We start from the raw sequence: 19,680 nt of genomic DNA on the forward strand, positions 1-19,680 counted from the left end.
GCTCTCACAATTCACGGAACTCGGAAAGGGCGGCATTCAGCCGGTCCATGTTTTCTCGGGTATAGGCGGCGTAGTCGAAATCAAGGCGCGAATGGATTTCCGAAGTCATCGACCAGAGCGTTTCCCGCATCAGGGATGCGCATTTCATAGCCTGGTAAGCGCGCCAATATGTTTCTGCCGGTTCTTCGAAATACTGCTCGAGCATCGTTTTTTCCTGGGCTTCGCGCAGCCCATTGTTGGACGCGAGGCCGGCAAGGTCGAAAAGCGGAGAGTTGAACCCGCCATATTCCCAATCGATCAGCCAAAGCCTTTCGCCGTCATCAAGAAGATTGGCTGCCAGTAGATCATTGTGTCCAACGACGAGATCGACCGGTCCGACGGCCCTTTCCAGATCGTACAGCGTGTCCATCAGACCAGGAAGCAATTCGGAATGCGCAGATCCTTCGGTTTTCAGGCGCATTGCATAGGTCCGGTTTACCTGAAACGGCCAGAAGGCGAGGATCGGGCCGGTGAGATGGCTTCCCAGCTCCCGGTGCGCTCTGGCGACCAGATCGATGATTTTATTCAGGTTTGCCGGATCCCGGACATCTGCTTCCTCGAAGGTTTGTGCCTCCACGAAATCCAAGACCAGAACTCCGGCTTCCTGATGAACGACAGCAGGAGAGACGCCGGCCATTTCGGCCGCCTGACTGAGTGCGAGTTCGTTCCAGCGCATGACCCCGTGCTCGGGGATGTCATCTCCCAGGCGTACGACAAAACGGCGGTCGCCGTCGCGCACGAGAAGATTGACATTGGTGATGCCACCTCCCAGCGGGGTTATGTCCTGTGGATCGGAAAAGCAGGCAAGCGCCGCGGCGCGGGCAATTGCAGTTTCAGACATGCGTTAAATCCCCAGTCTTTCACGCTGACCCGCCGCAAGTGCGTTGATGATCCTGTCGGTGATGATCGCGATGAAAGCGACAGAAAGACCGGCGACGATCCCCTGTCCCGCATTGGCTTTGGTCAGGGCTATATAGACCTCCTGGCCAAGATCCCTCGTGCCCACGAGCGCAGTGATCACCAGCATGGACAGCGCGAGCATTATGGTCTGGTTCAAACCCAGGAAGAGGTGTGGTGTGGCGAGCGGCAGCTTGATGCGCCACAGCAATTGCCGCTTTGTACAGCCGGACATCAACCCTGCTTCGATCAGCGCAGGCGGGACCTCCTTGAGGCCGTGTGCTGCATAGCGGACGGCGGGAGCGAGGGCATAGAGGATCACGGCAATCATGGCGCTGAAATCGCCGACCCTGAACAACATGACAACGGGGATCAGATAGACAAAACTGGGCAGGGTCTGCAGCGTATCCATCAGCCCCAGAATGACGCGTCCGGCGCGTGGACTTTCTGCGGCCCAGATACCAAGCGGGATGCCGATGATCGTTGCAATCAGAACCGAGACGCCGCACAGGTATATCGTCACCATGGCCTTGGGCCAAAGCCCCGAGGCTGCGATGAACGCCATCAAAAGACCGGCGAGTAGACCTATCTTCCAGCCGCCGACCCGCCATGCGATGAGGGCGGTTGCCAGGATGCCCCAGGGCCACGGGATACCCGTGAAGAACTTCTTCACCGGCAGAAGCAACCATTGAAGGATGACGGTCTTTATGGCTTCGAACGTGTCGAAAAAGTTGACGTTGATCCATTGCATGGCATTGGACCAGAACGGACCCGTCGTGATTGTCAGGGCATCCGGATAGGTCCGGATCGCCGGAGCGAACTGGCCAAGGATCAGTGTTGAAGCGACCACCAGAAAGACGGTTCCGGACCATGGGTGGCGCTGCAGGATGTTGCCTTCCAGCGGGTGGCGAATGCTTCGCTCAGCAAAAGCCTGACTTGCCCGGTCAAGCGCAATCGCCATGGCAACGATGCCAAGCCCGGCCTCGATGCCGCCGCCGATATCCAACCGGCGCAGGCTGGACAGAACATCGAAACCAAGGCCGCCGGCGCCGATCATGGAGGCGATGATCACCATGTTCAGCGTCAGCATGATCACCTGGTTCACACCGACCATCAGGGTGGGAACCGCGGAGGGAACGAGAACCTTCCACATCATCTGCCGATTGCGGCAACCTGCCATGCGGCCCGCCTCGATCACCTCCTTCGGCACCGAATTCAGCGCAACGATGGTTATGCGGACCATGGGCGGCATGGCGTAAATCACGGTGGCAACGAGTGCCGCGACAGGACCGAAGCCAAACAGGATCAGGATGGGCACGAGATAGGCAAAAACCGGAACGGTCTGCATCAGGTCCAGGATCGGCCGCATCATGCGTTCGAACCAGCGGACACGGTAAGCCAGGATTCCAAGAAGAAGACCGCCAACAACACCAATCGGAACCGAGATCAGCACCGAGGCAAGCGTAACCATGGCGCTTTCCCATTGCCCGAATACGGCGAGATAGAAAAAACAGGCTCCGACAAGGACGGACAGAATCCAGTCACGCGCATAGTGCCCAATCGCCATGATCGTCACGATCACCGCGATCCAGCTGAGCGCCGGGGCGATCTGAACCGCGGCGTCCCCGAAACCGCTGCTGAAACCTTCGACCAGCAAGTTGCGCAGCACCTGATAGGGGGCTTCGATCAACGCGGAGATGGCCCTGGTAAGGTCGCGGAACGAAAAGAAATAGAAACCGGCGCTTTCAACGAGCCAGTCGAGAAACGCGCTGATGCGATCTTCGAGCGGCAATTCCCAGCCTTTGGGGTAGCGAACGATCCAGCGGGCGTCGAGCGACTTGTAGAGCTGAAAGGAATAGCTCGACAGCAGCCAGGTGACTGCGAACAGAGGTCCCCAGAACAGCCAGCCGGACTTTGCCCCGCGCGCAATCATCTGCGGCCTACCAGCACATCGATGACCGCCTTTCGGGAAATCTGTCCGACCGGCTTGTCACCCTCCATGACCTTGTGCGGCAGATCCGAGGCTTCCACCGGGTCGGCAATGGCTTCTATCACGGCATCATGGGAAACTTCGCCGGCGAAGCTGTCGCCGTTCAGCGGTTCCATAACCGATGCTGCACGGATCACTTTCGCCCGGCTTACATGGCGAGTGAACTCGGCGACATAACCGGTAGCCGGCTGCAAAACGAGATCTTCAGGGGTTGCCACCTGTTCAATGATCCCGTCCTTCATGACCGCAATTCGGTCCGCGAGCCGGATGGCCTCATCAAAGTCATGGGTGATGAAAACAATCGTTTTGTGAAGAATGCTCTGCAAACGCAGGAACTCGTCCTGCATTTCGCGCCGGATCAGCGGATCGAGCGCGGAAAACGGTTCGTCCAAAAACCAGATTTCCGGTTCAGCGGCGAGGCTTCGTGCAATACCGACGCGCTGTTGCTGACCGCCCGAAAGTTCTCGTGGGAAGTAGCCTTCGCGCCCCTTGAGACCCACCAGTTCCACAACTTCGCGGGCCCGCACCTCTCGCGTTTTCTTGTCAACGCCCTGGATGTCGAGCGGGAAGGCGGTGTTTTCGAGTACCGTCAGATGCGGCAGCAAGGCGAATTGCTGGAACACCATGCCCATTTTCTTGCGCCGGATCTGGATCAGTTCCTCTTCACCGGCACTGAGCAGGTCCTTGTCCTCGAAACGGATCTCGCCGGCTGTTGAGTCCACAAGCCGCGACATGCAGCGGACAAGCGTCGACTTTCCGGAACCGGACAGCCCCATGATGACGAAGATCTCGCCTTTCCGGATCTGGACATTCACCGCCCGAACCGCACCGATGAGATTGGCCGCCTCAAGATCGGCGGAAGATGGAGTGGGATTTGTTTTTAAAAACGTATCGGCCTGCGGGCCGTATAGCTTCCATACGTTCCGGCAATCGAGAATTACGGGCTTCGTCATCCAGTCCTCGGTGGAGGTTTTATTCCCTGTGTCGGGAAACTGTCTTGCCAGTCATCCGGACTGGTGTCCTGCACGCATCAAAGACGGATTGATGCGTGCAGGAAGTATGGAACGGCCTTACTTGGCAATCCAGCCCGACCATGTGTCCTTGTTGTCGGTCATCCATGTGGCAACTGTGTCTTCAACGGACTTACCGTTGAGATCGACTTCAGTGACCATAGCGCCGTAATCGGCGTTGGAGAGATTGAAGTTTTCGATCGCCTTTGCAGCGCCCGGCCACTTGTCAGCGACGCCCGCCCAGCTGACTTTCCAGATAGGTCCGCGGGGCTTGCCGCAGTCATAGGCAGCATCGGGGTTCACGCCAACGGACGGATCGGCGTAACACTCCGGTGAGAACGGCGGAAATTCAACAAATTCACCATCGTATTTTGCAGGGGCCCAGTGGGGTGCATAGACCCAGAGCATGATCGGGTCCTGGCGTTGATATGCTGCCTCCAGCTCGGCGAAAAGGGCCGCATCCGTGCCTGCATGAACCACTTCGAAGTCCAGTCCGAGAGCCTCGACGCGCTCTTCGTCAAAGCCGCCCCAGGTAACAGGCCCGCCCAGGTAACGACCGAAAGGAGCAGTTTCTGGTGTCGAGAATTCCTCGGCGCAATCCTTCAGGGCTTCCCAGTTGGGCAGGCCCGGACAGCGCTCTTTCATGTAGGACGGGTACCACCACTCCTCGATAGCCTGGAGACCGGTTTCACCGAGGTTGACAACATTGCCTGTCGCAAAGGCCTCATCCATCGCTTCGCGGCCCGTTGTTTCCCAGATTTCCATGGCGACATGCAGGTCGCCCGTTTTCAGGCCTGCGAACTGGGCAATGTAGTCGGCCTGAACATATTCGACGTTGTAGCCGGCTTCCTTCAGGACTTCGCCCATGAGCTTTGTTGTGATCAGCTGACCGGACCAGTCGTGAAGAGTAAGTTTGATCGGATCGCTGGACTCGGCTGCGAGTGCAGGTGCGACTGCCAGCATTGCGGACAGTGCTAAAGAAACGCGCTTCATATTTTGCTCCCTGTCGATTTTTGCCAATGCGGGACTGCCCAGGCATCACCCCCTCAGCAGATGCCATCTCGGCACAACACCCTCATAGACTGTCAGTATAAATCAACAAAAAGCAACATATGGGTTCGAATTTTGTGGATTTTGGATACATTTTGAGCATTAAACGAACATTAGATAGTCAAAAAAGACTAGAAATGCGGAGGAACGCGAGATGTCGGATTTCTCGGGCAGGTTGGAAAAGGCCTTGGCAATTACGGAAGAAGCGGCGGCTGTCAGCCTTTCTTATTTCAGGAACAATCCCGAGATAGAAACCAAGGCCGATCTGAGCCCGGTAACTCTGGCGGACAAGGCGACCGAAAGATCTCTCAGGGATAGCATCCAACTGCATTTTCCTGACGAAGCGGTTTTCGGAGAAGAATTCGGACAGACAGGAGAGGCTGCTGCGATGTGGATCATTGATCCAATCGATGGCACGCGTTCGTTCATCGCCGGCCTGCCACTCTTCGGTATGCTGCTCGGGTTTCTGATCGAAGGCTGTCCGAAGATGGGTGTGATCCGAATGCCGGTACTCGGCGAAGTCTATGCCGGGGGCGAAAATATTCCGGCCACGTGCAACGGGACGGCCATCCAAGTCAGTTCCTGCAATTCTCTTGCGGAAGCCCATCTGTTCATCAATGAGGGTGACAAGCTGGCCGTGTCTGAACCGGAAGCTTTTCAGCGTCTTGTCCGTTCTGGTCAGTTGCGCAGGCTGGGTGCCGATTGTTATCCGCATGCGCTTTTGGCGCGCGGTCATGTCGATGCCGTCGTGGACTACGATTTGCAGCCTTACGATTATCTGCCGGTATCTGCCGTGGTCGAGGCGGCCGGCGGAGTGATGACGGACTGGCAGGGCAATCCGCTCACAATGAGATCAGACGGACGCACAGTCACGGCAGCTACGCCAGAGTTGCACGCAGAGCTTCTGGAGTTGCTCAACCGGCCCTGACAGCAGCAACATGCGACTCGAAAGAAGGGTCCTGCATCAGTTTGCGGCATCGGTCGAATCGTCCGGTGGCGTAGGCCCAGAAGTCTTCGGCCGGATTGTCGTCGGCAAGCTGGATAAGCCCCCAAAGGGTCCAGAGCAAATCGCACATTGCCTTGTAGATCACCACCCGGCCGGTCTCTGCGGCAGTTGGTTGGCGGCCAAAATAGGCCGCAAGCATTTCCGCATCTTGCGCCGCATTCATTCCAGCCTCGACCGAGAGATCTCCGAGATCCCACAAAGGATCGTTCATGCCGGAATATTCCCAGTCGACGATCCACATCTTCTCGCCGTCATCCAGGAAGTTTTCGCAGAGAGGATCGCAATGGCAGGGTGCCAGGGGCAGGTTCGCCGCAGCCAGGACCTCACCAATAGGCATTGCGACAACCACCACGTCCTCATACCCGTCCGGCAGGGAGACATCCTTGGTCGACAAAACCTTGAGATAATCGTCGATCATGGAAAAAAGCTCAAAGCGGAAGCGAAAGGTTTCACCAGATGCATGCAATCTGGCGAGGGCCGCACCGGCCCGGCCGGGTGAGCCGGCACGCGACTTGAAGAGATCGGGGGTCATGGTTTCGATGCCGTCGATCGTGCGCGTGATCATCACGCCAGACACGGCATCGGCGAAGAGAACCTCGGCGGAGACACCGGCCCGGGCAGCTGCCGCTGCATTGTGCTTCTCAATACCCCGATCGATGTATTCCTCGGTGTTTTCGCCCGGAATGCGGACGACAACTGACTGATCGTCGAGGTCGACGCGGTGGACGAGATTGGTCAATCCGCCGAGGCGGGCTATTTGTTTTACCGAGACAACATCTGCAAATTGCGGTGCGGAGCGCAGTGCCGCGAGTACCTTTTCGGCGTGTTCCGTCATGTTCCCCCCGTTTATCCCTTGAGTGCGCTGTTGTCTGGATCGTAAAGCGGGCTGCTCGCCTGCGTGATCGGATGACGTTCTCCAAAGACTTCCAGACTGAACTCTGTGCAGTCCCAGTGTGCCTTGTCGAGATATCCGCGCACGATTGTCTGTCCGACGGTGTAACCATAGCCAACCGAGGTAGCTGATGAGACCACCTGGTCTCCGAGCAAGATGGTTTCTCCTCCCGTCAGCGGCAGATGATCCTTCGTCACGAAAGTGCTCAGCCTGCGCTCGACGCCGTTGTTCTTTTGCGTTTCCAGAACCGCACGTCCAAGGAAATCACCCTTTGATTTGAAGTGGACCCTGAAGCCGAGACCGGCCTCGATCGGTGTATAGTCTGGTGTGACATCACCGGACCAATAGACGTAGCCCTTTTCCATTCTGAGGCTCGCGATCGCCCTATACCCGACATTGGCAATGCCGTGAGCCTCACCGACTGCCCAGAGCGTGTCGTAAACATGGGCCGCAAATTCCGTCGAAACATGCAGTTCATAGCCGCGTTCGCCGACATAGCCGATGCGGGCTGCCCGAACCGGAGCCGCACCGACGACGATGTCCTTCATTGTCGAGAAGGGGATCGCTTGATTGGTAACGTCGCTTTCGGAGGCTGCCGCCAGTACATCACGTGAGTGCGGACCGACAATGTTGATAACCGCGTACCCGCTCGTCACTTCGATGATGTGTACTGAAGCGCTCTCGGACACATTGCGTTTGATCCAGTCGCTGTCGCGAACACCGAAACCCGACCCGGTCACCAAATAGAAACGATCCTGATCCAGCCGGACGATCGTTACATCCGCCTCGACGCCCCCGCGATTATTGCAGAGCTGAGTATAGATGACCGAGCCGACCGGCTTGTCCATGTTGGAAACAGCCAGCCGTTGCAAGGTTGCAAGAGCGTCGGCGCCGACAATCTCGAATTTGGAAAAGCTCGACTGGTCGATCAATGCAACCCGCTGCCGAACGGCCTTGTGTTCTTGGGCTGCATATTTCTTCCAGCCCGGATCCAGGAAGTCCAACTGATCAACCGGCGCCACGCCGTCAGGAGCGAACCAGAGCGGCCGTTCCCAACCGTTCTTTGAACCATAGACCGCGCCCTGATCCTTGAGTTTCTGATAGAGCGGTGACAATCGCAACCGGCGTGCGCTCTCGTGTTCCTGGCCCGGATATCTTTTCTTGTAGTGGTGGGCATAGTGTTCAACCGCACGCGGATACATGAAAGTGCGGGTTCCGTGGTGTGGTCCGAAGCGGCGCACGTCAAGCGGCCAGAGATCAAGAGACGATTGCCCCTCGACCACCCATTCGGCGATCATTTCACCAGCGCCGCCGCCTGCGGCGATGCCGTAGAGAAATCCGGTGGCCATCATCAGATTGTTGAAGCCTGGCTGCCAGCCCATGACGAAATCGCCATCGGCGGAGTAGGGGATAGGCCCGTTGATGACCTGACGGATGCCGACTTCGTTGACGACCGGCGTAACCTGGCTGGCCAGATCCGCCAGCGGCAGGAAGCGATCCAGGTTTTCCGGCAGCAACTGACGTACGAAAGCACCGGGAATGCCCCGGTCTCCAAAGGGAAGCGTATCTTCTTCGTAGCCACCAATGACCAGGCGGCCGGCGACATCCGGCTTGTAGTAGACCAGGCGCTCCGGATCGCGCAGTGTCGGGAAATGGCCGACTTCGGTTCCGGTTGGCTCGGTGACGATGTATTGGTGTTCGACGGCACAGGCGGGAACGCGAACGCCGAGTTTCGCGCCGAGTTCCCGGCTCCACATGCCTGCCGCAAGGATAATTGTCTCAGCTTCGAACGCGCCTTCGCTTGTCTCGACACTCGTGATCCGGCCCTTCGAGACGGCAAAGTCGAGTACCTCAACCCCCTGACGTATCTCCGCGCCCTGGCGCCGGGCTGCTCCGGCAACGGCCTGGCAAAGCGAGGCCGGGTCGACATAGCCGTCAGAGGGAATGAAAGCTGCGCCCTCAAGACCACGCGCTTCAATCAGAGGGAAAAGATCCTTTGCTTCATCAGGCGTTATGATCTGCATTTCCAGCTCGAAACTGCGTGCCATGGTGGCCAGACGCTTTGCTTCCAGAAGACGGTCCTTTGTTGCGGCGAGTCTGAGCGAACCGGTTTTCTTCCAGTCGAACTGCATGCCTTCTTCGTTTTGAAGCCGGTCATACATTTCAACGGATTTTTTAAGCATACGCGTGGTATTGCGTGATGAGCGCAACTGCCCGACCAGCCCGGCAGCGTGCCATGTCGCTCCCTCAGTCAGGCCGGCGCGCTCCAGGAGAACCACATTCTTTTCACCCATCCGGGTCAGATGATAGGCGATCGAGCATCCAATTATGCCGCCGCCGATGATCAGGTGTTTGGCCGAATGTTGGGTCATTTGCAGATCCAAGTGCTATGAGTCAGCTCAAATCCTAACAAAAATCAACATCATAACAATAGGATTGTTGATTTTTGTTGAATTGTGGGTGCAAAATAGACTTATTCGACCAGAAACTTTGGTGTAAACAGGCTTCATGTCGAAATACGAAACAACGCTTTTACAGACCGTGGACATGCGTGGCACCGTTAGTGTGCAAGAGCTGTCGCGCATCCTCGGAGTTTCGGATCAGACCATCCGGCGGGTCTCGCGCCCCCTGGTCGACCGGGGCGCATTGCAAAAGGTGCATGGCGCGCTGGTTTCGACCAAGTCGGCTGCGGATCTGCCCTATCTGGCCCGCATGAACTTGAACCGTGAAGCCAAGGTGGCGATCGCCGAAGAGGTTGTGAAAATCATCCAGGATGGCGACAGCATCGCGATCGATACTGGATCGACATCCGGGTTCGTCGCACAGGCACTGCGAAACCGGCGCGAACTCACTGTTGTCACCAATTCGGCCTACGTGGCAAGCACGCTTGCGATGATCCCAGGCAACAATGTTTCCATGGCAGGAACGCAATTGCGGGACCACGACGGTGCCTCCTTCGACCGGTCGGCGTTTGACGTCATTGAACGGATGCAGGTGGATTACGTTTTGCTGTCGGCCTCGCTGGTCGACGCCCGGAAAGGGTTTCTCGTCCACGAGCAATGCGAGGTCGATATTGCAAGCGCAATGCTGGCAAATGCAGGGCGTGCGATCATGGCGGTCGATCACTCCAAATTTGAACCGCAAATGCGCAAACCGGCGCTCCGTCAGCCGACATTGAAACCCAGAGACTATCTCGTGACCGACAGAGCGCCACCTGAGGATTTTGCGGAATTGTTTGCAGATCTGGACATTCGGTTTCCCTGACAACTTGCCACACTTCCACACGGTGCCGTGGACAACTGAACTGCCCCGCAATCAGGAGGTGTCAGGCGCGGAAGCATGAAGGAAACCGGCCTTGCCACCTCACCAAAGACCCCGTTGAGCATTCGAAATTATCTGCAAGGCAGGGATGGCGAGGATAAAAGCGAACGGATATCGAATTCGCTTTGGGGACTTTTTGACTGTGGGCATACCTGCAGCTTCAACCGCGAAGAAGCGATACGGGACGTTCGTCAGAAAAGAGAGAAATCACGTCAAATAATGGAGACGGACGTCTTCCAAATTCGGGCCGTAGTCGAAAAAAATCTAGAGTATCCAGAAGCGGAAGACTATTTGCTCTTCGAACAGTCCTATGCGTAGGGATCCCATTCATTGTAAACGTATTGGCGTATCTTCAGGATGTATCCCATCAGTTTGTGATACTCTAAAAAGTCGTTTTTGGGATTGCGCCTCTCTCCCGTGATCGGGTGGTCATAGAAACTGTTGAAGTCTTCAAGCGTCACATTTCTGCGCCAGCTAAGGTGATTGACCCAGACCCAACCAGCGAAATAGAGCTTGTCCATCAGGCCTCCCTCGCGCAACCGCGCAAGCGTCGCTTCCTCACTCATACAAGCGAGGGCGATGGAGTCTGCCATCGAAGACGCCACTTCTTCGTGATAGGCATTGGTGGTATTGCTTCGATAGTGATTGAATACGTGGGTCGCTTCGTTGGCAATTACACCATAGGACATTGGTCTACTAAGCATCACAGCCGAACCTACGTAGATCCGTTTTTCATCAGCAACATATTCCGCTTCATATAATCCCCTGCTGGGGTCGATTTTGAGCCCGACATCCCGCCGTTTGATGAGGTCAGCCACTGTTCGATAGGCCCGCGCAGGCAACTGGGTTCCATGGTGATAGATGCCAGGCATTCGAACCGCCAGGCGTTCCAGAAGGCGCACAGCACTATCGGCATGTTGGTCAACTTGCCCACCAAATCCGGACCCGCGTTTAAAATACGAGGGCGGCATCCAGTCTTTTGGAGGAAGGTAGACCCTTCCCAACTTGCCATCAGCCGTCCGGGCACCATCAAAACAAAAGTTCATCTTGTCCTTCGACATCCAGCAGCCAACCGCGTGATGCAGATACCAGTTGACTTCGCGGGGAACCTCGGTTTGGAAATTAAAGATTATGACGTCCCAGACATTGTTCCGGACAGCTTTCTTTGCGACTTTTGCGAAACCGCCTTCTGTGACAACGTGATCGCCTGCAGCACCGGTCGGTGGCCAAGCCTTGATCATCTTGGCGCTCGTTGGTCTACGCCACTTCGGTTGAAAGGTTGGTTTCTGCAAAGCACCAGGCAGGCTCAACATGATAATCTTCCGCTTTAAATCAATTGTTCAAATCGCGTGACCGCACGGGGTCTCCGCCCAGTCCTTTAACTGAGCACGCGCTGACTGGACCGGAACCGGCATGTCTGCACGAGGATCATGCAGACATGCCGTATCGACCGCTTCCCGATTGTCTTTTGGAAGTCGAGACAGTTTTCACGTTCTAGGCGAGGGACCGACAAACTTTGCTTATGGCAGGCTTGGTCTCTTTTGTTGGATCAGGCGTGCCCGTTAAGCGACCTTTGGAAGGAAGAGACGGTGCGTCAGGGAGGCAACCCAGGTTATTTGCAAGATGCTTGAAGACCTTCCTGAACCTGTTGCGGGCTGTATTTACGCCTGCAATGCGAAAGACTTGGAGAGCACGATCTCTTGCCCGTCACGAACCAACGGCTTCGCCAATTTTTCGGTTGGCGATATCAGGGAGGAAGCAGTTGGTGGCGAGGAGCTTTGCCAATTGGCCATCGCAGCAATACGCAGAGTCCCGGTATGCCATCAGGAAGTTAACACCGCGCTCGCCGCCACCAACACAAATAATGCCGCGATTGCCAATACAGAATTGGTCCACGGGAACTGCCGGACACTTGGCGAGCCGGCCAGAACATTTCCCTTGAGGACATGTCGCTTTTTGACGTTACGGGCGGTAAGATTTCCAGGCTGGTGGACCAGGGCTAGGCAAAAAGGAGACAAGTGAATTGAACTGGGACGATCTTCGCATATTGCTCGCACTGGTGCGGTCAGGGTCGCTGACGCGCGCTTCGGTGATGTTGGAAGTTGATCAATCTACAGTTGGCCGTCGTCTTTCCGCGTTGGAAGCTGCACTTGGCACAACTCTTTTCCTAAGATCAAAATCCGGGCTCATTCCAACAGAAGTCGGTGAGAAACTGATCGCTGACGCACTTGAGATCGAACGGCGGGCCGAGCGCATCGCCCAGACCGCTGCTTCTCCCGCAAGTGAACCTGTCGGCGAACTTCGGATACTGGGTGACCACTGGGTTCTCGCTCATTTGGCCGATAGCTTCCTTCCAACCCTGAAACAGCGGCATCCGAGACTGACTGTTCGCTTGAGTTCCGGTTACCCGACCATCGCGTCCTGGACCGCAGCCACAATTTCGCTCTGGTTTGAAGATCCGCCTCAAATGGGTGAATTCGCAATCAAACTCGCAGATGTTCCCTTTGCGCTTTACGCCTCCAGCAATTGTGACGCGAACGATCTCGGCTGGGTGTCAATGCTCGACGACAGCGCAGCGCGTCGCTTGCCGGCAAAGTATCTTGAAAAACTGAGGAAGCGTAACGAGCAGATTCATATCGTCGGGAATGATCCAGGGCTGCTTCAGGTTTCAATCCGACAAGGACTTGGCAAGGGGTTGCTACCAATGTGCATTGCCGAGCATGACAAAGGTCTCCGTCGCATCGGTGATGAAAGAACGCAGTTCACCCGACCGTTGCATCTTCACGTTCACCCTGACACCGTACAGACTTTAAGGGTTCAGACCGCGATCCGGCAACTGCGTGAGACTGCAAAAGTTCTCTTTGGCGACGGTAGCCTGAAAACCGACCTGGAGTGCGCTGCCAAGGAAACCAGTACGGCCAATGAAGGGCGTGCCGCTTAGCGAATTCGAATGAAACAAGCGGAGCAAAATCTGACAATTGTCGGACTGCCATCAGAGATTGTCCCCATCAAGTGAAAAACTGTTGTCCGTATCTTTTCGACAGAATTTGGACCAGTGCACAAATCCACCGGATAGCCGCTCCAGACAGTCATGACTTCGCACTAATGTGCAGGCTCTTCCTGCGTACTTGCCTGTAGCCGGTTGTCCGACAAGTGGCTAGTGTTCCTCTAAGCTTCTTTTCAACGAAAACAATTGAAGCCAACAGCTGCCAAAGACCGAAAAACAGGAGAGAAAAGATGAGCTTGAGCCGGGACGATATCGATCTCGTTCGCACATCCTATATCCGGCTTTCTGGCGACCTGCAGCGTGCTGGAGACGTCTTTTATGAAAAACTGTTCGAGCTCGCGCCCGAGACGAGAAATTTATTCGTAGTAGACATGAGCACCCAGTCCGTGAAGCTCATGAGCACGCTTGGGTTGGTTGTTTCGCAACTTCAAAATGCTGAAGAACTTGAGCCTCTCGTCAGGGATCTTGCACTGCGCCATCTGGCCTACGGTGTTGAAAGGGCACACTATGCTCTTGTTCGCCAGGCCTTGATCAAAATGCTGGAAACCCTTCTGGAAGATACGCTTTCAGACGAGCTGCTTTCAGCCTGGATGCATGCCTATGACAGCCTTGCCGACGTGATGCTTGAGGCGGCTTATCCTGCTCCATCGCAACAGGTGACGGTCTGACCGATGGAGCGCTGTGTGCATAACTTGGCATTGCCGGATCGTTGCGCGTATGCAGAAAGGACAAGTTCCATCAGCAAGTCCTGCGAATTTGACTGCCGTCCTTCCACGTGGTGGAAGACAGCCGTTATGTGTCCTGCCTCAGTCGCGACCAGCTAAACTGGAGGCGCGAGAAACATAACCTCTTTGTTTCTCGGTTTGCAGGAAGCCATCTACTTCTTGGACCAGCCAGGACCGAAAGGCTTTGACTTTAGGAGTGTTCCTGTAGGCATGGGCGTAAGTCAGCCAGTAAGCTGTTTCGTCGCTGGAACAGAGTTCAAAGGGACGGATCAATTGACCGCTGTCGATTGCGCTTTTGAAAAATGCAGGTGTCAGCATGGCGACACCTTGCCCTGCCATTGCGGCAGTCGCTTCCAGAATCTGCGGTCCGAAGGTTTGGCTCGGTCGACCTTCTAGGACGTCGGAATTGACCCCCGCCTTTTCAAACCAGCGCACCCACCATGGATCCCCTCCGCCCAGGATCGGAAGTTTCAGGAGGTCTTCAGGTTTGCTGACGCCGCCGATGGTCTCAGCGAGAGCCGGGCTCAGCATGGGCGTGAATTCGATTTCAATCAATTTGTGGCATTCCAGATCCGGCCATTGCCCCTTGCCGCTGCGGATTGCGATGTCGAACGTGTCAGATTGAAAGTCGATCAGCGTTTCACTTACTTCGAGCCTCACCGCGATGTTGGGATGCGCAATCTGGAAGCGGCCCAGCCTTTCGGCAAGGAAATTGGTCGCGAAAGTGGGAATGACGCTTATTTCCAGTGTTGCCTGCGCGCTGCCTTGTGCTTCGGCAAAGGCATCTGCAATCACATCCAGTGCTGCGCTTGCCTTTTTCGCCAATTCGGTCCCGACATGCGTGAGTTCGACCCCTCTGGCGCGCCGGTGGAACAGAGGCTGCCCGACCCGTTCTTCCAGCACCTTTATCTGATAGCTGACCGCAGCTTGCGTCAGGCCCAATTCTCTGCCCGAACTGGTAAAACTTCCATGACGAGCCGCTGCTTCAAAGGCTCTTACGGCGGCAAGTGGGGGAGCGAAGAACGCGCCATTCATAAATCTCACTAATGTCTGGTGATGGCCGATTTGTTTGATGTCGGATCCGAAAGTCCCGATAAATTGGGAAAATTAGTCAGGATCGGACTCAGAATATGAGATATTCACTCTCAGAAGCTATCAAAATTTTTGCACCCTGGGTACACAGTCACACGTTGTTTCTCGCGCGGCGCCCAAGACCCCGGACCCATGTCGATAACTTGCCCGTTCACTTGCGCCGGGACATTGGAATGAATTCAGAAGATGTTCGGCAGGCGAGAGAAAACGCCAGGCCACGCTCTGACCACTGGCGGTGAGCGCGACACTGTGCCTGAAAGCATCGCACTCTCGTCATTCAGCCCGGTCGAGCCAAAAGCACGAGTTGATCAATGATTTGGCCTATGCCTTGCGCAACCAAATTGCAGCTCTGCGTCTTCGGGTCATGGGCCTGTCAAAACAACCCGACTGAATAATTTGCAACACATCTTGTGAAGGTCTGCATTTGGCACCAGTGACGGATCGCAGAATGGGCTGAAAAGGGACACATACCTTTCGTCCCGTTCACTTGGAACGAAAGCGGGCTTTAAGCCCGGAAAGATCAATGCCGTGTGACGAACGAATGTCGGTTTGCAAATTGGATCCGAGTCAATTGCCAATATGGTGCCGAACGTGTCTGATGATCATCCGAAGTAACACTTGAAGGCTCTATTCAGGCAAACGGCCGAGTAGGATTGCCGCCTGTTGTGGCGTGGAAACCCGATTGCCTGGCTACACAAACGACCGGTGAGGCATGCAATTCCAAAAGGGTCTGTAATTGGAAGCGTTCTTCGGAAACATGTTAGTCGCAAGACGCGAAGCGTGACCGACCGAAGTGTAAATGACAAGGACGGGATCAGCCGAATGATAGTGGTCGGTCTTTCGGCAAGTCCTCTTCATCGTCACAAGACACACTTTTCCGCCGCTAAACCCAGAACATTACGATCGATGCCAAAAGCAGTACAGCCATTGTCCAATTGAACATGTGCCAATGCCACGCTCTGCTGAGTGTTCGCGCGACAACACTGCCCGCCAAAGCCCAGACTGAAAGGGACAGGCAGGCAGCCACCGCAAAGACGGTGGCGAGTATGAAGCCAAGGGTCCTCGGGTGCACCGCGATTTGTGAGAAAGATGAAGCTACGGCCAAGGCCATTGCCCATGCTTTTGGGTTCACCAACAACAGCATTGCACCCCCTAAAAAGCCAATGGGTTGCTGACTATTCGCTTTGCTTGCCGCTGGTGGACCGGCCAGGCCGATTTTTGCCGCCAGCCAAAGCAGATAGATCGAGCCAATTCCCTTTGCAGCCAAATGTAAGCTTGGTGCCGCGATGATCGTCGTGGCAAAGCTCGTTCCCGAAACGGCCACCAGTGTAGCTAGCGCAAAAGCGATGCCAAGGATAAGTGGCAGGCTCCGGCGGTAGCCAAAGCGCGCGCCCGATGCCGTGACAAGCGTTGTTGCCCCGCCAGGTGACGAGGTCGCGATAACCGCGAATAGAATAAGGGCAAGCACCTGCTCTGACATAAGGCGTCCAGATTTACCGAGCTGCGGTCACTTCAATTTCAACCAAAAGGTCTGGAGCGGCCAGTGCGGCCACAACAAGCGTGGTCACCGCCGGGGCTTGGCCCTGGTTCCATCGCGCCTGGCGTATCTCGGACAGGATCGGCAAGTTTGCCACGTCGGTCACATAGTAAATCACGCGCAGGACATCGGGCAGGCCCATGTCCGTGTCGGCCAGAAGGGCCTCAACATTGTCCATCGCCTGGTGGCACTGACGCTCGAAACCTGCGCAAGTCACTCCATCGGCTGCGACGCCGATTTGCCCAGAAAGGAACACCAAATTCTGCGGTGCGAAAATGTGCGTCCCATGCGCATAGATACCTTGGTATTGCTCTGGCACAGCGCGCAGGGCGTCCGGTGACAATTGGCTGATCATGTTGTCAGTCCCCTCTGGTGTTGATCGATGTTTGCAAGGGACGAATAGGCCCACACAACCGGCAGGACGAACAAAAAATGCGGGCGACACATCAGCCCTTTTGTTGGCTCAGTCAATTCTCATCGACAATTCGGCCAAAGCCTCCGTTTTCAACGCATTCCGTGAAAGTGCCAGAGCAAAGCCTGAGAAATGCATATGCAGTCCTGCCTTCCGCCTTTGGGAAGGTCCGTTGCTATCACGGCGCTACAGTCGATCTGAACTTCTGTTGTGTCCAACTTGTAGAGACCCGGCGAACGTCTGATGCAGTCTTTCAAAAGCCCTCACATCCTTTTGCGCCAAGTCAGCAAAGGCTGGTTTGTCCGGTGTTTCTGCTGTCGCCCCATCATCACTAAGGTTTCAAAGAGTGACAGCATCGGAAAGGCATGCCGGTACCCCCGCCTGCATCCTTACGGATATGGGTAGTGATGCAGGCGTGGATGAAAGCGGGTGTATCTGTCACGCGATGTCCCGCGCTGCCCCTGACACTCGCACTGACGCGCCTTTGATATCATCCAACGTGACGTGGATTAGGGATGGGCTACCCATGTCTTCGCCCTGGCGAATTGTAAAACGGCCTCCATGCGGCCAGCTACTGTCGCGCAGATACCCTGCAAACGCTGCTGCCGCGGCACCCGTTGCCGGGTCTTCGAACACGCCGCCAGAGGCAAAGGCATTCCGTGCGTCGAACGTTTGATTGTCCTTTATACAGACCAGCATGATGGTCACAAGACCGTGCTCGCGCATCACGTTTCGTCCCATGTCCAGGTCATAATCCATGGACGCAAGCCGGGCGCGGTCATTCAGCGGCAGTACAACATGGTCCGCACCCCCGTGGATGCGAGCAGGTGGAAGTCGTGGATCCAGGTCATCCTCTGTAAGCTTGAAGAGCGCCAGAACATCTCGCATTTCAGAGCCGGACAATGCACGGCTTTTGGTCGGCGGCGACGCGAGGGTCGCGACCATCCCATCCTGGGATGCTTCGGCCTCAACCGTAATTGATGCGTCGTTCAGTGTCAGTGAATAGGTGCCAGCACCGTTGCGTTGGCCCAACGCCGCCCCTAGTGCAATCGTTGCATGGCCGCAAAACGGCACTTCGGATTCAGGCGAGAAGTAGCGGACCCGCCAGTTATTGCCGGTACTATCCTGCTGAACGGCAAAAGCAGTTTCCGAGTATCCGACTTCGGCCGCGACCCGCGCCATATCTGCGTCCCCAACCGCGGTTTGCAACAGAACGACACCCGCGGGATTGCCCCCTTCTGCACCCTGGCTAAATGCTGCAATTCGCTGAATATCCATCAATATCTCCTCATGTCATGTGGCGTGACAATACCGGGTGCCGCGGCAGCTTGTCCCGAACATATCAATTGCGTTTGGCTAAAAAGTCTTTCATCTCGATGGTATTTCGCATAAATTTTTTGCATGTCGAAATTGATTGATCAAATTGACTGTCAGATTGTGGAAATTCTGAAGGCCAATAGCCGCACGAGCCTGGCGGAGGTTGGCAAAGAAATTGGATTGTCTGGACCAGCGGTTGGCGAGCGACTGCGCAACTTGCAGGAACGGGGCTATATCTCGGGGTTTGGTGCGCAAATAGACTTGCGCAGTTTTGGATACACCATTCAGGCGCTGGTCAGGATAAAACCCCGCAGCGGTCAGTTGCATATCGTGGAACAGATGCTTGAACAGCAACCGCGTTTCATGTCGTGTGACCGTGTCACAGGCGATGATTGTTATGTTGCCCGTCTGGTTCTGCGGGATGTGGGAGAGCTGGATGAGATCCTGCTGCCGTTCCATGATCGCGCGGAAACGCATACCTCAATCGTCAAATCGACGATCTTTGAAAACCGGCTGCCGCCGCTAACCCCCACAAGCTGATCCTTTGGGCTCGGAGCCTGGGATCTATAGCCCTTGTTCACACCGTTCATATACTCAAGCCAAGCGCGAAGCCGACGGATCTTTTGCGTGTGGCGATGACTGTCGGGTTTTTCCCGTCAGCACCTTTGGGTGCAAATAAGCTGATTGCTCGACGGAGAGGTTTTGGCTCATCTTCAAAGACCAGGAGTGACCATTCCTGTGATTTGTAGACGCCTTCATTCTAATTTTGGGGGAAGGGGCCATCATGGACACGAGCGATTTCAGTGGCGATTTCAAGCGGGCCGTGGCGGCTCAAATCACGGAGCTTGGTTCTCCTGTTGCTGTGGTCTCGAAGCGTCCGGGTGTCAGGGCTCATTCCCTTTATGCGTGGAAGAAGAAGTTCTTTGATCCGAATAAGAGAGCAATCAAGTTATGTTACTAAAAATTGGGCCCAATTGGACCGCGCTAGATCATGTTGAACTGATAGCGGAGGACCGTTACCGCTATTACCCCCGGCCCATCGGATTCCGGTTTGGTTTTCTCGCATACCTTGATGTGATTTGGGAAAGGGATTTTTGCGACCTGTGATCGTTAATCTATCCTCATATCAAAACGCCGGGCTGCTTTTGCTAAACGAACCAATTGTACCTATTGACCACAACCGAAAATGCTTGAAATGGGGCGGTGGTTCGAGACAATTTCTTCTGGCGTATGGCGCTTCGCGGACGTTCAAGCTCCTCCATTTCTCTAAAAATCTTGCGGGTCACTTAATTGGGCGAGGGGCAGATCTCACCGGCGATCAAATCGCTGCAGTCGAGCACGATTAGTGCCTCACGATTTGAGTTGTGAGCAGTCCAGATTGGAAA

Annotated in this window: 18 protein-coding genes; 7 read left to right on the forward strand and 11 right to left on the reverse strand. The window is 55.5% G+C overall.

Going from position 1 to position 19,680, the window contains the following annotated elements:
• Positions 1-4: 4 nt before the first annotated feature.
• The 4 genes from ACZ1HV_RS22505 to ACZ1HV_RS22520 form a co-directional block, all read right to left on the reverse strand.
• Complete coding sequence (locus tag ACZ1HV_RS22505; protein WP_472716373.1) at positions 5-880, reverse strand: phosphotransferase; 876 nt, start codon at positions 878-880, stop codon at positions 5-7.
• 3 nt (positions 881-883) lie between these two features.
• Positions 884-2,869 (reverse strand): ABC transporter permease, encoded by a 1,986-nt coding sequence (locus ACZ1HV_RS22510; RefSeq protein ID WP_472716374.1) that lies wholly within the window; start codon positions 2,867-2,869, stop codon positions 884-886.
• The gene (locus ACZ1HV_RS22515) at positions 2,866-3,879 is read right to left on the reverse strand and encodes a quaternary amine ABC transporter ATP-binding protein (RefSeq protein WP_298962856.1); all 1,014 of its coding nucleotides are present in this window, start codon (positions 3,877-3,879) and stop codon (positions 2,866-2,868) included. The genes ACZ1HV_RS22510 and ACZ1HV_RS22515 overlap by 4 nt, the downstream gene beginning before the upstream one ends.
• Before the next feature lie 117 nt (positions 3,880-3,996).
• Positions 3,997-4,929, reverse strand: a complete 933-nt coding sequence (locus tag ACZ1HV_RS22520; protein WP_298812710.1) for an ABC transporter substrate-binding protein — start codon at positions 4,927-4,929, stop codon at positions 3,997-3,999.
• Positions 4,930-5,140: 211 nt separating this feature from the next.
• Between ACZ1HV_RS22520 and ACZ1HV_RS22525 the strand changes: the two genes are divergently transcribed.
• Positions 5,141-5,914, forward strand: a complete 774-nt coding sequence (locus ACZ1HV_RS22525) for an inositol monophosphatase family protein (RefSeq protein ID WP_298962851.1) — start codon at positions 5,141-5,143, stop codon at positions 5,912-5,914.
• Here ACZ1HV_RS22525 and ACZ1HV_RS22530 read toward each other — a convergent pair.
• Positions 5,901-6,827, reverse strand: a complete 927-nt coding sequence (locus ACZ1HV_RS22530) for a phosphotransferase (protein ID WP_472716375.1) — start codon at positions 6,825-6,827, stop codon at positions 5,901-5,903. The two genes, ACZ1HV_RS22525 and ACZ1HV_RS22530, sit on opposite strands and share 14 nt — an antisense overlap.
• 11 nt (positions 6,828-6,838) lie before the next feature.
• A complete protein-coding gene (locus tag ACZ1HV_RS22535; RefSeq protein ID WP_472716376.1) occupies positions 6,839-9,256 on the reverse strand; it encodes a GcvT family protein in 2,418 nt (805 codons plus the stop codon).
• 136 nt (positions 9,257-9,392) lie between these two features.
• Between ACZ1HV_RS22535 and ACZ1HV_RS22540 the strand changes: the two genes are divergently transcribed.
• Positions 9,393-10,148: a DeoR/GlpR family DNA-binding transcription regulator gene (locus ACZ1HV_RS22540; protein ID WP_472716377.1), complete on the forward strand. Its 756-nt coding sequence runs from the start codon at positions 9,393-9,395 to the stop codon at positions 10,146-10,148.
• Between the two features lie 75 nt (positions 10,149-10,223).
• The gene (locus tag ACZ1HV_RS22545; RefSeq protein ID WP_472716378.1) at positions 10,224-10,523 is read left to right on the forward strand and encodes a hypothetical protein; all 300 of its coding nucleotides are present in this window, start codon (positions 10,224-10,226) and stop codon (positions 10,521-10,523) included.
• Here ACZ1HV_RS22545 and ACZ1HV_RS22550 read toward each other — a convergent pair.
• Positions 10,514-11,518, reverse strand: coding sequence for a hypothetical protein (locus tag ACZ1HV_RS22550; RefSeq protein ID WP_472716379.1), 1,005 nt, complete (start codon positions 11,516-11,518; stop codon positions 10,514-10,516). The two genes, ACZ1HV_RS22545 and ACZ1HV_RS22550, sit on opposite strands and share 10 nt — an antisense overlap.
• 710 nt (positions 11,519-12,228) lie before the next feature.
• Between ACZ1HV_RS22550 and ACZ1HV_RS22555 the strand changes: the two genes are divergently transcribed.
• Positions 12,229-13,146 (forward strand): LysR family transcriptional regulator, encoded by a 918-nt coding sequence (locus ACZ1HV_RS22555; protein ID WP_298962838.1) that lies wholly within the window; start codon positions 12,229-12,231, stop codon positions 13,144-13,146.
• A gap of 296 nt (positions 13,147-13,442) precedes the next feature.
• The gene (locus ACZ1HV_RS22560) at positions 13,443-13,880 is read left to right on the forward strand and encodes a globin domain-containing protein (protein ID WP_298812696.1); all 438 of its coding nucleotides are present in this window, start codon (positions 13,443-13,445) and stop codon (positions 13,878-13,880) included.
• A 138-nt stretch (positions 13,881-14,018) separates the two neighbouring features.
• Here ACZ1HV_RS22560 and ACZ1HV_RS22565 read toward each other — a convergent pair whose 3' ends face one another.
• From ACZ1HV_RS22565 to ACZ1HV_RS22580, 4 genes are all read right to left on the reverse strand, one after another.
• Entirely contained in the window at positions 14,019-14,972 is a 954-nt protein-coding gene (locus ACZ1HV_RS22565) for a LysR substrate-binding domain-containing protein (protein WP_472716380.1), read from the reverse strand.
• Positions 14,973-15,912: 940 nt separating this feature from the next.
• Positions 15,913-16,509, reverse strand: coding sequence for a LysE family translocator (locus tag ACZ1HV_RS22570; RefSeq protein ID WP_472716381.1), 597 nt, complete (start codon positions 16,507-16,509; stop codon positions 15,913-15,915).
• A 13-nt stretch (positions 16,510-16,522) separates the two neighbouring features.
• On the reverse strand, positions 16,523-16,921 hold the full coding sequence (locus ACZ1HV_RS22575) for a RidA family protein (protein ID WP_472716382.1): 399 nt from the start codon (positions 16,919-16,921) through the stop codon (positions 16,523-16,525).
• Positions 16,922-17,416: 495 nt separating this feature from the next.
• On the reverse strand, positions 17,417-18,256 hold the full coding sequence (locus ACZ1HV_RS22580; protein WP_472716383.1) for a PhzF family phenazine biosynthesis protein: 840 nt from the start codon (positions 18,254-18,256) through the stop codon (positions 17,417-17,419).
• Between the two features lie 132 nt (positions 18,257-18,388).
• Between ACZ1HV_RS22580 and ACZ1HV_RS22585 the strand changes: the two genes are divergently transcribed.
• Together ACZ1HV_RS22585 and ACZ1HV_RS22590 are read left to right on the forward strand one after the other, a co-directional pair.
• Positions 18,389-18,835 carry an Lrp/AsnC family transcriptional regulator gene (locus ACZ1HV_RS22585; RefSeq protein ID WP_472718493.1) on the forward strand — a complete coding sequence of 149 codons (447 nt, stop codon included), beginning with the start codon at positions 18,389-18,391 and terminating at the stop codon, positions 18,833-18,835.
• Between the two features lie 244 nt (positions 18,836-19,079).
• Positions 19,080-19,256 (forward strand): transposase, encoded by a 177-nt coding sequence (locus tag ACZ1HV_RS22590; protein WP_472716384.1) that lies wholly within the window; start codon positions 19,080-19,082, stop codon positions 19,254-19,256.
• Positions 19,257-19,680: the final 424 nt, after the last annotated feature.

Source organism: Roseibium sp. JB4-4 (assembly GCF_055693425.1).